General features: G+C 61.1%; 12 protein-coding genes. 5 read left to right on the top strand and 7 right to left on the bottom strand.

All coding sequences use genetic code 11. The features are described from left to right. The first annotated feature begins 107 nt into the window (after nucleotides 1-107). Together OOT55_RS07980 and OOT55_RS07975 are read left to right on the top strand one after the other, a co-directional pair. Nucleotides 108-1,433 carry a sensor domain-containing diguanylate cyclase gene (locus OOT55_RS07980; protein ID WP_265368564.1) on the top strand — a complete coding sequence of 442 codons (1,326 nt, stop codon included), beginning with the start codon at nucleotides 108-110 and terminating at the stop codon, nucleotides 1,431-1,433. A gap of 2 nt (nucleotides 1,434-1,435) precedes the next feature. Beyond that, the gene (locus tag OOT55_RS07975; RefSeq protein ID WP_265368563.1) at nucleotides 1,436-1,804 is read left to right on the top strand and encodes a DUF6164 family protein; all 369 of its coding nucleotides are present in this window, start codon (nucleotides 1,436-1,438) and stop codon (nucleotides 1,802-1,804) included. A gap of 1 nt (nucleotide 1,805) precedes the next feature. Here the strand turns inward: OOT55_RS07975 and OOT55_RS07970 are convergent, their stop codons facing one another. From OOT55_RS07970 to OOT55_RS07960, 3 genes are read right to left on the bottom strand one after another with little or no spacing between them, the layout of a single operon-like run. Beyond that, a complete protein-coding gene (locus tag OOT55_RS07970; protein WP_265368562.1) occupies nucleotides 1,806-2,801 on the bottom strand; it encodes a lyase in 996 nt (331 codons plus the stop codon). A gap of 43 nt (nucleotides 2,802-2,844) precedes the next feature. Beyond that, nucleotides 2,845-3,654: a general secretion pathway protein GspB gene (locus OOT55_RS07965; protein WP_265368561.1), complete on the bottom strand. Its 810-nt coding sequence runs from the start codon at nucleotides 3,652-3,654 to the stop codon at nucleotides 2,845-2,847. Further along, on the bottom strand, nucleotides 3,654-5,363 hold the full coding sequence (locus OOT55_RS07960) for an ExeA family protein (RefSeq protein WP_265368560.1): 1,710 nt from the start codon (nucleotides 5,361-5,363) through the stop codon (nucleotides 3,654-3,656). The genes OOT55_RS07965 and OOT55_RS07960 overlap by 1 nt, the downstream gene beginning before the upstream one ends. Before the next feature lie 255 nt (nucleotides 5,364-5,618). On the opposite strand from OOT55_RS07960, the gene OOT55_RS07955 reads away from it, so the two are divergent. After that, nucleotides 5,619-7,757, top strand: a complete 2,139-nt coding sequence (locus OOT55_RS07955; RefSeq protein ID WP_265368559.1) for a methyl-accepting chemotaxis protein — start codon at nucleotides 5,619-5,621, stop codon at nucleotides 7,755-7,757. Between the two features lie 3 nt (nucleotides 7,758-7,760). Here the strand turns inward: OOT55_RS07955 and OOT55_RS07950 are convergent, their stop codons facing one another. Continuing rightward, complete coding sequence (locus tag OOT55_RS07950; RefSeq protein ID WP_024460709.1) at nucleotides 7,761-7,973, bottom strand: DUF2892 domain-containing protein; 213 nt, start codon at nucleotides 7,971-7,973, stop codon at nucleotides 7,761-7,763. Nucleotides 7,974-8,257: 284 nt separating this feature from the next. On the opposite strand from OOT55_RS07950, the gene OOT55_RS07945 reads away from it, so the two are divergent. Continuing rightward, nucleotides 8,258-8,593, top strand: a complete 336-nt coding sequence (locus tag OOT55_RS07945) for an ArsR/SmtB family transcription factor (RefSeq protein ID WP_265368558.1) — start codon at nucleotides 8,258-8,260, stop codon at nucleotides 8,591-8,593. Between the two features lie 20 nt (nucleotides 8,594-8,613). After that, nucleotides 8,614-9,498 carry an MBL fold metallo-hydrolase gene (locus tag OOT55_RS07940; protein WP_265368557.1) on the top strand — a complete coding sequence of 295 codons (885 nt, stop codon included), beginning with the start codon at nucleotides 8,614-8,616 and terminating at the stop codon, nucleotides 9,496-9,498. Between the two features lie 7 nt (nucleotides 9,499-9,505). Here the strand turns inward: OOT55_RS07940 and lnt are convergent, their stop codons facing one another. From lnt to ybeY, 3 genes are read right to left on the bottom strand one after another with little or no spacing between them, the layout of a single operon-like run. Further along, the gene (gene lnt, locus OOT55_RS07935; RefSeq protein ID WP_265368556.1) at nucleotides 9,506-11,014 is read right to left on the bottom strand and encodes an apolipoprotein N-acyltransferase; all 1,509 of its coding nucleotides are present in this window, start codon (nucleotides 11,012-11,014) and stop codon (nucleotides 9,506-9,508) included. 4 nt (nucleotides 11,015-11,018) lie between these two features. Next, the gene (locus tag OOT55_RS07930) at nucleotides 11,019-11,909 is read right to left on the bottom strand and encodes an HlyC/CorC family transporter (protein WP_416140980.1); all 891 of its coding nucleotides are present in this window, start codon (nucleotides 11,907-11,909) and stop codon (nucleotides 11,019-11,021) included. Beyond that, nucleotides 11,899-12,405 carry an rRNA maturation RNase YbeY gene (ybeY, locus tag OOT55_RS07925; protein WP_265368805.1) on the bottom strand — a complete coding sequence of 169 codons (507 nt, stop codon included), beginning with the start codon at nucleotides 12,403-12,405 and terminating at the stop codon, nucleotides 11,899-11,901. The genes OOT55_RS07930 and ybeY overlap by 11 nt, the downstream gene beginning before the upstream one ends. Nucleotides 12,406-12,415 lie beyond the last annotated feature (10 nt).

The following is a 12,415-nucleotide window of genomic DNA, read 5'->3' as shown; positions in this document are numbered from 1 at the left end:
TTGGCGCTTGCCACGGCCTTCCGGGCTTGCGAAGATAGCCCTGTTGAAAGACAGGTTAGCGATAATAAGACCGACTCTGCAGAGACTGAGGTAACCAGAGGCATCGTGTGTCCCAGGTAAGTGAGAGCGAGCAACTCAACCGGCTGAAGGCCATCATTGAGGGTACCCGAGCCGGCACCTGGGAGTGGAATGCCCACACCGGTGAGCAGCGCATCAATGAGCGCTGGGCGGAGATGCTGGGCTACAGTTCGCGGGAGCTGGAGCCCATCAGCATCGCCATCTGGCATCGCCTGTGCCACCCCGACGACCTGGTTCGCTCCAACGAAGCCTTCCAACGCCACTTTGACGGCGAAACCCCCTACTACGAGTGTATTGTGCGTCTCAGGCACAAGGAGGGGCACTGGGTCTGGATTCATGACCGGGGCCGTCTGATGTCCCGTACCCCGGAGGGGGATCCGGAGTGGGTGGTGGGAACGCATATCGACATCAGTCAGCAGCACATCAATGCCCAACTGCTCAACAAACTGGCTGAGACCATTCCCGGAGTCATCTATATTTTCCGCATGTACGCCGACGGGCGGGTGGAGTTTCCTTACGTCAGTGAGGGGGTGCGTGAGTTTTACGGTCGGGAGCCCGACGCGATTTTGCACGATGCCTCGCTGGTGTTCGACCTGATACACCCGCAAGATGTAGAGCGTCTGCACCAGTCCATTATGGAGAGCTACCGGGCACTGGGGCAGTGGACCTGCGAATACCGGGTGGTGGTGAATGGCCGGGAAATCTGGCTTGAAGGCATTGCCACTCCGGAGCGGGAGTGGCTGGACCAGGAGGTGGTGACCTGGTACGGCGTGGTGGTGGATATCAGCCACCGCAAGGCGCTCGAAGCCCGGCTGCTGGAGTTGTCGGTCACCGACGAGTTGACCGGCCTGTACAATCGGCGTTTTCTGCTGCAGCGGTTGGCGGAGTTGCTGGAGGACTATCGCCGTCACGAAGTGGTATTTTCCCTCGTGCAAGTGGACCTGGACTGGTTCAAATCCATCAACGACACTTACGGACACCTGATGGGGGATGAGGTACTCAAAGCCTTCGCCGCTACCCTTAAAAAGCGTTTGCGCAAAGGGGATATTGCCGGGCGATCGGGCGGGGAGGAGTTTCTGATCCTGCTGCCCCACACCGATACCGGAGAGGCGCTGGAACTGATTGATGATATTCGTTCGGTGTTTGCCGGAACCGAATTCTTCAATGACGAGCTGCAGACATTCCATGCGAGCTTCAGTGCCGGTATTACCCAGGTGCAGACCAATGATGAACGGTTTGATCAGTTGCTGTCCCGGGCGGATAAAGCGCTCTACAAGGCGAAGGGAGCGGGGCGTAACCGTGTCCATATCGAGCCGGACGGTCACTGTTCCCTCGACGAGAAGCACAAGAGCTGAGTATGGGTCAATTACTGTTTAAACTGAATCAGGTACCTGAGGATGAAGCACAGGAGGTTCGCCAACTGCTGGCCGATCATGACTTCGCCACTTACGAAACCCACGCGGGTTTCTGGGGGCTGGGGGTGTCGGCCATCTGGCTGAAGGATCGGGACCAACTCCCTGAGGCCAAGGCCTTAATGGCGGACTATCAGGCCCGCCGTCTGGAACACCAGCGCACCCTGAGAGAGGAGCGCGAGGCGGCCGGTGAACAGCCAACCCTCTGGCAGCGAGCGGCCGCCGCGCCCCTGCGGTTTGCCGCTTTGGTGATTGCCATCGGGGTCATATTGACCTTGTCCATCCTTCCCTTCGTGGCATTGATCGGTCAGTGAGCTACTCAATCACGGCCCGGCCGAGGGTATTGGCGTCGGTGCCAAACCAGAAAGCCCGCTTGTCCCTGTCAAAAGCCATGTGACGGACGGTAATGCCGCCGCTCCCAATTTCCGCGGGTTCGCTGAAGGTTTCGGTTTCCGGGTCGAACCCCACAAAGCGGTTCGGACGTGGCCCGGTCTCCACGAACCAGGGGCGGTTCCGGTGGTCCATACCCATTGCGTAGGGGTAGGCCTGCTCCCCGGCCGGTGTCCGCCATTCCTCAATTTCCCCGGTCTTGGGGTGATAGCGACCGAGATAGCCTTTGGCGTAGTCCACATACCAGACGACCCCGTCGGCACCGATACCCAGACGGCGCGGGCGGGCCGACTCCCGGGGCAACTCGATCTCCTCCACACGACCTTCGGTGGTGACGGTGGCCAGTTTATGGGTGCCGAACAGGGTCGCCCAGGGGCGATCGTCGGCGTCGACCACCAGACCGTAGGGGCGCGCCGAACGGGTGGGCACGTCAAACAGGGTGACTTCTCTCTCGTTCACATCCAGAAAGCCGATCTGGTTGGCTGCCTGAAGGGTGAACCAGATATCCCCTTCGGAAGTGAACGCCATGGTGTGCACGTCCCCGTAACCGTCTCCGGGCATCTCAATTTTCTCGATGTCACCCGTGTCGGGATCGATCAGGCCGATATGCCGGTTGCGGTTGCCCGCATACCAGGCACCCCGCTCGTTGGCGATGACGGTGTGCGGGCCAGTCCCCTTCTCAAGATCATAGCGTTTGAAGGTTTCGGAGCCCGGATCGAACGTGGCGGCGTAATCGTCCGCCTGGCCGACAAACCAGATGGTCTGCTCATTCAGGGGCCAGGGGTCTCTGGGGCGGGTTGGCTTCCAGGGGACGTCCCACTCTGTGAGAGTGACCTGGGCGAAGGGGTCGGCACTGGCGGTACCGATGCAGACGGCTGACAGACACAGCAGCCGGGTCAGGTAGCGGCGGATTTTGCCCATGGTAGAACTCCTTCCTGTCAGGTGAAAAGGAAACAGAGTGCGCCTACATATTGATCCAACTGTTCAGGGCTTGCAATTTGAATGACTGGCCTTTGAATGTCAGCACCACCCCGTCCTCCTCAATTCGCTCAATGCGCAGGTCCGTCGCAACCCGGTCACCGGTGCGATACTCGCGCTGATTGATGGTCACGGTACTGCCTTGCCCGCCCCGATATTGGTGGGCCTGGTAATTCAACGAGGGAATATCCTGCTGCAGGCTCCAGGACAGGTCCCGAATTCCCGGAACAGCCGGCTGCGATACGGAGGCCGGCCGTGGTTCTGGCTCGGCTTCCCGGCGAGATGAAGGCGGTTCATCCGGTGCGTCATCGAGTGTGACACTGGCGCTGTCGCGCGGCGAAGCGAGGCGCTCGGTGGCCGCGCCGGAGGGGGTAACCTCGGGGCGGGTCGGTTCGGGCGCCTGGGCCCGGCGGTACAGCGAGGCAATGGACTCGTCCGACGGCTCGGGACGAGAGGGAGCCTGGTAGAGACGTTCGATCCCCGGTCGCCGGGGCTCGGTGATGCTCGTCTCCACGGTGTTTTCAGCGATAGGGGCAGGGGCGCTTGCGGTTGCCTCCTCAGGGGTAATGGGCGCAGGCGGCTCAGCGCTGATGAATAGCCAGTACACCGGCAGACCGGCGGCGGCCAATCCCGCAAAGGCCACCGGGAGTATCCATTTGCGCCAGGCTCCCGTTGGCTGGGGCGGAACCGGTGCGGGCGTTGCCAGTGCGGAGGTTGGGGGCAGCGTCTGCGCCGGCGTTTCGTCCCGGCGCCGCTCCCGGTCGGCCCGCTGCAGGGCATCCAGAATCATGGACATCAGGGCGTCTCCGCAATCGGCAGCAACCCCGGGTCCAGCCCGAGTTGTCGTGCCAGTTGGTTCAGGGTGTTTTCCCCGAAAAGCCCGTCCGGGGTCAGCCCCTCGGCGCGCTGAAAAATCTCTACCCGGGCCTGCAGGGGCTGGTTATAGCGGTCCCGGCTCAGAGGCTCGGCTTCGCTGTCCAGTTCGGCAAACTGCTCGGCCAGCCAGCGGACTGCGGGGCCTCGTTCGCCGGGGCTGAGGCCGCCGTCAAAACCGGCGGGGCGGAACCAGAAATGGTGAAACTCGCCGGTCCAGAGCTGCGCGACATCGGCCCAGTCAACGGTCTGCGGACGACCTTCCAGCCAGGTCAATGCCTGTTGATCATTGAGGCCCAACAGCGGGACGTAAGCGAGTTTGCGCTCCGGAGTGATCAGGGTCAGTACACCGGGGCGGTCCAGTTCGATCAGCTCGTTCCAGGTGGTGAGCATGCGTCGTCCGCAGGCATGGCCCGGCGCGGGGCTCTCGGTGCAGGGGCTGCCGGTGGAGGGCACACTCAGACTGAAGTGGTCGGCCAGGTGACGAAGGGCATCATCCAGTTTTCGGGGCCAGGGCCGCTCCGGCAGTGCCGGCGGGTCCGTGTCCAGCGCGGGTTCGGAATCGGTGTCGGTCGGCTCCAGGACGGGTGTGTTGGCGGGCGGCGCTTCCGGCGCCATGGGCAGTGAGGCGGCGCTGAGTTCCGGGGCGGCCGGTTCCGCGTCGGATGTCGGTTGCCAGGGCAGTTCGTTACCGAGGCCGCCAACCAGCAGCGCGCCCAAAGTGATGCCCACAAAACCCGCGATGGCGCTGGCCAACCACGCTGGCCGTGCCCGCTCTGTTGCCGGCGCCGCCGTTTTACTGGGGTGGTCCGAGGCGGGCTCACCGGTGATTTCCCGGCGAGCCTGGCGAAACAGCGCCCGGTCGATGACGTTGCGGTTCTGCCCGTAGGCACCGAGCAGCATGCGTTCGCAAATGATATTGATCAGGCGGGGAATGCCGCCGCTGAAGCGGTGTACTTCCGTCTGAATGTCTTCGGGAATCAGCGTGCTGCCGCTGGCGAGGCCCGCCACCTGCAGACGGTGCTGAATGTAAGCCGCTGTTTCTTCCCGGCTCAGCGGGTTCAGGTGAAAGCGCGCGGTGATGCGTTGAGCAAGCTGGCGCAGGGAGGGCTGAGCCAGCAGATCGCTCAATTCGGGCTGGCCCACCAGAATGATGTTCAGGAGCTTCTCGGTGTGGGTTTCCAGGTTGGTCAGCAGTCGGATCTGCTCCAGCGCCTCGGCACTGAGGGACTGTGCCTCGTCGATCAGCAGTACCGTTTTGCGGCCGCGACCGTGGTTGTCCAGCAGACGGTCATACAGGGCGTCGGTCAGGGTTTTGACGCTGGTGTCGTCGTCCGAGATATAGCGGGCGCCGAGCTCATCGCAGATGGTGCCCAGCAGCTCGGGCACGGAGGCCATGGGGTTCAGAATCAGGGCGATGTCGGTGTCGCCCGGAAGCTGTTCGAGAAGGCAGCGGATGATGGTGGTCTTGCCGGTGCCCACTTCGCCGGTCAGTTGCACAAAACCGCCGCCGCGCAGGCCAAACAACAGGTGCGCGAGGGCCTCCCGATGCTGCTGACTCATGTAGAGGTAGCGCGGGTTGACGGCGATGGCAAAAGCCGGTTCCTGTAGGCCGAAAAACGGATGGTACATGGCGGTCTCTGATAGGGCGTCCGCTGGTCAGAATAGCCGGAAACTCCGGTCGGTTAAAGCGTCGTTACCACCAGCGGTGCCTGCCTCACTGGAATTGATATGCACTCTGATGGTGCTCAAAGTGAGGTGGTGGTGTCGGTCATGCACCGGAACGGTGCTTTTCTGGGAGCGTGGCGCGTTATTCCCGGTTCTTCGGTTGGCCTGTTTCCTGCTATGTCTTCGGGTATCAACCCCAAGAAAAGACGGAATGGCTCAATGAGTTTACGAAGTACTCGCATGAATCTGTCCGGCGCCGAGCGGCGCTGGCTGAACTGGTTTGGCGCTACCGGCAAGTTGCGCATGGGCTGGTCCTGTTGGCTGAATCGCAATCGCTATGCGCTGATGGAGCAGGCCTTTGAAAGTGTCGCCCAGACACGGATCAATATTCTCAATCAGTGGGTGGATGGGCAGTGGGAGCAGATGGTTTCCCTGGCTGCCAGCGTAGAGCAGGATCCAGCCCGCTGGGATACGTTATTGCCACAGCAGCTTCAGCGCTGGGTGGATGCCTCGGAGCTGTTTGTCGTGGACGACACCGGCAAGGTGCTGGCCTCCAGCTATCGCGCCAGAGTCGGTGCGCGTGATCTGGATGCCCGGGCGCTGGAGGAAGGATTGAAAGGGGCGTTTCTGCATGGGCCCTATGTGGATCGGGCCACGTTGGATATTGGCCCTTCCTCGTCACGCTTTCACGACGAGGTGACCCTGATGTTTTACCAGCCGGTGGCGTTGGCGGACGGAGCGATTGGCTGCGTCTGCGCCCGGGTTCCCAATGACGTACTCGGCGATCTGATTCAACGGGAAGCGGGGCATATTTTCACCGAGTCCGGTGACAATTATCTGTTTATGGTGGAGCCGGGTTTTGATCGGCGCATCGTTCCGGGGACGGCTCTGTCACGGTCCCGCTTTGAAGACAGTACTTTCTCCCACGGCGAAAACCTCAAAAGCGGTATTCACACCGATTGGGGCGTGGTGGGGGTCAAGCGGCACACCGAATTCGAGATCCGTTTTACCGACCCGGCCACTGGCCAGTTGCATCCCGGCGTGCGCGAAACCATCCGCAACGGCGAGAACCTGTTTGTCACCTATCCGGGCTATTCCGATTATCGCCATATTCCGGTAATCGGTAAGGGGGTAACCTTCACTCTCAAGGGCTCTAAAGACCGCTGGGGCATGATGTGCGAGGGTGACCTGGAGGAGGTGTATCGGTTTCGCTCCATTACCTATCGATTCATGGGATTACTGCTGTTGCCACTGCTGCTGGTGTTCGGCGGCAATATGACACTGCACGCCTGGAGCGAGTGGCCACTGTGGTCCATCAATCTCGCCACGGCGGGAGCACTGGCGGTGGGGGCGTGGAGTTTTCTGATGCGTGGGCCCCGACGCCTGGCCCGACGACTCGGAAAGATGACCGAAATCATTCATGCCTTGGGGGAGGGCGGCGGCAACCTCAAGCAGCGCCTGGACACCCGCAAACTGGTGGCCGATGAAACCGGCGATCTGGGGCGTTGGGCCAACAGCTTCATCGACAATCTGGATGGCATTATCGGCTCGGTGATCCGCTCGGCCAACGAGGTCAAGCAGAACAGTGAGCAGATGCTTCAGCGCAATGACAGCGCCAATGCGACCATGACCCAGGTGACCGCTGCCATGGAGCAGATGTTGAGTCTGCTCGAAGAGCAGATCGGTGAAATCAGCAACGCCTCCGGCACCGCCACCGAAATGAAACAGGTCATGGAATCGGTGGTGCAGGAAGCCCGGGCCCAGTTTGAGTCCGCCAGCTCCGGCACCCAGGCGATTCGCGATGCGGTGGAGAATTCCGCGCGGACCATTCATCAGTTGAACGAACGGACGCGGGAAATCGGGGGCATGGTTTCTCTGATCAGTAATATCACCAGTCAGACCAATCTGCTGGCGCTGAACGCGGCCATTGAAGCGGCTCGGGCCGGTGAGCACGGCCGCGGTTTTTCCGTGGTGGCCGATGAGGTCCGGGGGCTGGCCGCCCGCACCGCCGATGCGGCCAAGGAGATTGAACAGCAGATTGCCACCATTCAGGAAGAGGCGGCCCAGGCCGCCACCTTTATGGAACGCAGTGTGGCGGATGTCGACCGGGGGCTGCAACTGGCCAGCGATGCGTCTTCCGACAACTCCGAGCTGCACGGGATTGTCGAGCGGATGTTTGAGATCATCCGTCACATCGAAGCGCACAGTCAGGAGCATGGGCAGCAGACCCGAGAGGTGGTGGGGGCCAGCAATGACATGCGCCACGTGATCCGGGCTCTGCACGGCAGCTCGGATCGACTGCGCAGCACGGCGTCGAACCTGCATCACCTGACCAGCGCGTTTCAGGTGAGTGGGTAATGTTTACAACCTCGCCAGTTCCGCCTCGGTTTTCAGTCCGAACACCTTACGCATAAACGACGCTGCCGGACAGAACCCCGTGAAGGACTGCTGAAACAGATTCGCACCCACAAAGACCGTCAGCCAGACAAAACCGGGGTGAACCCAGTAGGTCAGGGCGACGGACAGCAGGACCATAAAACCGGCGAAGGCGGTAACAGCACGTTCAAGGCTCATAGTGGTTTCCTCATTGATTGATCGGGTTAAAACCCGTGGTTCGCCTCAACTGGCGATAAGTGGCTAAGTCGGTCCTCTGCCTTTGGGGTACTCTCCGGTTGAAGCAACTTCTGCTGGCCAGCAGTAAATTAGATTGTTCTAATAAATATAGCCGATGGTGGGGATGCTGTCATCACAAAATCGATTAATTTTCTAATTTAGATGTATCTAAATTAGAAATATTGACAATCCGGAGGTTTTGCGGTGTAGTGGGCGTATCGTAACGACCGGTTCGGGAACTTGAGATGAACGCATTCAACGCCGGCCTGGAAGAGATGCAGGCCCACAGTCGCGACGCGGCCAACCTGCTCAAGCAGATGAGCAACGAACACCGGTTGATGGTGCTGTGCACCCTGGGGGCCGGGGAGATGTCCGTGGGGGAGCTGAATGAGCACATTCCCCTCAGCCAGTCGGCCCTGTCCCAGCATCTGGCCAACCTGCGCCGGGCGGGCCTGGTGGCGACCCGCAAGGAGTCCCAGACGGTGTATTACCGCCTGGCGGGGGACAAGGCCATGCGGGTGATCCGGGTGCTGCAGTCCATCTATTGCCCGGGGTTGATGCCCGAGCAGGCCGAGGCCTGAGTTTCAATATCGGAGGCCCCATGCCCAAACACCCTTTGGTCGAACCCTTTCTCGATCCGGACACCGAGACCTTCAGCTATGTGGTCTACGACCACGAGGGGGGGCACGCCGCGGTGATCGACCCGGTGCTGGACTACGACCCCAAGGCCGGTCAGACCAGCACCCAGGGCGCCCAGAGGCTGGTAGACTTTGTGCGCGACAAAAACCTGACGGTCGACTGGATATTCGAAACCCACGCCCACGCCGACCACCTCTCCGCCGCGCCCTTTGTGCGCGAGCAGGTCGGCGGCAAGCTGGCCATTGGCGATCAGATCGTTCAGGTGCAGGAAATTTTCCGCAAGATCTTCAACTTCGAGAAAGAATTTCTGCCCGATGGCAGTCAGTTCGATAAGCTGTTTGCCGAAGGCGAGACCTTCACCTTTGGCGATCTGGAGGGGGCGGTGATCTACACTCCCGGCCACACCCCGGCGGATATGGCCTGGCGCATTGGCGATGCGATTTTCGTCGGCGACACCCTGTTTATGCCGGATCGGGGCACCGCCCGCTGTGATTTTCCGGGCGGTGACGCGCGCCGGATGTACCGTTCGGTGAAACAGTTACTGCAGTTTCCCGATGAATACCGGATGTTCATGTGCCACGATTACCCGGGGGAGGAGCGCGACCACCAGTGCGAGACCACCGTGGGTGCCCAGCGCAAGGGCAATATCCATGTGGGTGAGGGCATCAGTGAGGAGGAGTTTGTGAAGATGCGCGAGGCGCGCGATGCGACGCTGGATATGCCGCGCCTGATTCTGCCGTCGGTGCAGTTGAATGTCCGGGCGGGCCAGTTCCCGCCGGCGGAGGACAACGGCACCCGGTATTTCAAGATTCCGATCAATACCTTGAGTGGGTGCGGCAAGCCGTAACCCAAACTCACCGCCGCGGAAACGCTCGCAATAACACCAAAATCATTCCGCATAGGACAACCACCGGCCAACTCCCCCACCCCATAAACGGCGTTATGCCGGTTCGGGGTTGCACACTCCCCTCCAGATTCGTCTGCACAAACTGCTCGGCCCGCTTTTCAATCTGACCGCGATGATCCACAAAGGCGCTGATACCATTATTGGTGGCCCGAATCATTGGGCGCCCGGTTTCCAGGGCCCGCATCCGGGCCATCTGCATATGCTGTAGCGGGCCGATGGAGTCGGCAAACCAGCCGTCATTGCTGATGGTTAACAGCACCTGCCGGTCCCGCGCACTGCGGGCCACCAGGTCCGGGTACACGACCTCGTAACAGACGGATGCGGAGATACCCACGCTGCCAATCTGCAAACCGCTTTGCTCCCAGGGGCCACGACTGATGATGGAGGTGGGCAGGTCAAAGAAGTCGATCAGCCCGCGCAACCAGTCCTCCAGCGGTACATACTCACCAAAGGGCACAAGGCGGCGCTTGTGGTAAATCCCCAGCGCCGGACCGAGCCCGACCACGCTGTTGTAGTACTCACCCTTGCGCCGCTCATCGAAAATGATTCCGGTGATAAAGCCGGTTTCCGTCTCCTCGGCGCGCTCATTGAGCGTTTCGAGATAGGGCAGCATCTGGTGGTACACCCGGGGAATGGCCGCTTCGGGCCAGATCAGCCAGTCGTTGTCCCACAGGTCTTCGCTCAGACCATCGAGCCGCTCCAGGGTGGGTTCAAAAAATGTCGGGTCCCATTTGCGGTCCTGGGGGATGTTGGGCTGGATCATGCCGACGGTGACCGGTTCTCCCTGGGGGTGGGTCCACTCAATCTGGCCGAGCCCCCAACCGGTGGGCCAAAGGCCAAACACCAACAGAGTGGCAGCGATTTGAGTGCGTGGGCAGGAAGGGCGCAGGAGCCATTGGGCGATGATGCTGGCGGTCAGTGCCAGGATCAGGCTGAGCCCCAGGACGCCGGTCACCGGAGCCCAGCCGGCCAGCCAGGTATCCAGGTGGCCATAGCCGAGGTACAGCCAGGGGAAGCCGGTCAGCAGCCAGCCGCGCAGCCACTCACCCAATAGGTAGAGCGCGGGGAAGGCGAGTAGGGGACCAAGGGAGTGTTGGCCGAACCAGCGGCCGTAGAGGTAAAACGGCAGGCTGAAGACCAGCGCGACAAACAGCACAAAGAGCCCGGTCATGACCGCCGCCAGTGAGGCCGAAGCGTTGCCGAAACTGTGGATGCTGATGAAAATCCAGGACACCCCAACCCCGTAGAGGCCGATGCCAAAGGCCCAGGCTCGCCACCAGGCGGTACGGCCGCCCTGTTGATCCAGCAGCAGGGCAAAGGCCACCAGGCCGATGGGCGCCAGTGGCCAGAGGTCAAACGGTGCAAAGCTCAGGGGGACCAGCGCGCCGGCCGCCGCACACAGCAGCCAGGCCGCCCAGCCCGGTAGGCGCGCCAGCGCCGCTCGCAGTTGACTCATGGGATTATTCGATCAGGGTCAGCCGCACCAGATGGATCTGGCGGTTGTCCGCGTACAGCACCCGGAACTGGAAGTTGTCGATGGTGGCGACTTCGTTGCGCTTGGGCAGGTGCCCGAACTCCTGCATCAGAATGCCGCCGATGGTGTCGAAGTCCTCTTCGCTCAGGCCCGCATCGAAGTAGTCGTTGAAGTCGTCGATGGGGGTCAGGGCCTTGACGATAAAGTCGGTATCGCTGACCCGCTTGATGAACTCGTCGCTGACTTCCTCGTCGGTTTCGTCTTCGATGTCGCCGACGATTTCCTCGAGAATGTCTTCAATGGTCAGCAGCCCGGCGATACCGCCGTATTCATCGATGACCAGGGCCATGTGGTAGCGTTTTTCCCGGAATTCCCGCAGAAGGACGTTCACCCGCTTGCTTTCGGGAATGATGTTGGCCGGGCGCAGGATCGACTCCAGACTGAAGTCGGTGTTCTCTTCGAGCATCATGCGCAGCAGATCTTTGGCCAGCAGGATGCCTTTGATGTCATCGAAGCTCTCGCCAATCACCGGGAAGCGGGAGTGGCCGGACTCGATGATCTTGGGCAGAAACTCTTTGGGGGTCTCGTCGATACGGATGGCGACGATCTGGGAGCGGGGAATCATCAGCTCCCGCGCCTGAAGGAGCGAGACGTCCAGAGCCCCCTCGATGATACTCAGTGCCTCCTGGTCGAGCAGTTTGTTGTTGGCGGCTTCTTTGATGATTTCCAGCAGCTCTTCGCGGGACTGCGGTTCACCATTGAAGGCCTGCATCAACTTGTGCAACCAGGACCGGTCGGCGCGCTCGGTTTTGTCCGATCGGTCGGCTTTATCGGAGTAGCGTGGCTGAAGGCTGCTACTCGGAGGGTCATCGTTCATGGGTTTGAATCTGTCCTGTTGGTTGGCTTGCGCCGGGTATGGGAGCCTCATCATAAGGCGCCGGATAGTTTAACCGAGTCAGAATCCGGGTTTCCAGACTTTCCATCTGGTCGGCTTCCCACGGATCAATATGATCATAACCTAGCAAATGCAAGGTCCCGTGCACAAGCATGTGGGCCCAGTGGGCCTCGGGGCTTTTGCCTTGCTCCTGCGCTTCCCGCGCCACCACCGGGGCGCAGACCACCAGATCGCCGAGCAGGGGTAAATCCAGCTCCGGGGGCAGGTCCGCCGGAAAAGACAGGACGTTGGTCGGTTTGTCCTTGCCCCGATAGCGGTGGTTCAGGGCCTGGCTTTCGGCCTCGTCCACGATGCACACACTGATTTCAGCGTCCGGTCGGGGCGGATGGGCGCCGGCGGTAAGCGCCGCGCCAATCCAGCGTTCGATCAGCTCGAAAGAGGGGAGGCCGTCGTCCTCAGAGGCGACGGCGATATCCATGGTCAGGGGC

Origin of the sequence: Marinimicrobium sp. C6131 (assembly GCF_026153455.1) — a bacterium.
Classification (GTDB): domain Bacteria; phylum Pseudomonadota; class Gammaproteobacteria; order Pseudomonadales; family Cellvibrionaceae; genus Marinimicrobium.
This window is presented reverse-complemented; position numbering and strand designations above follow the sequence as displayed.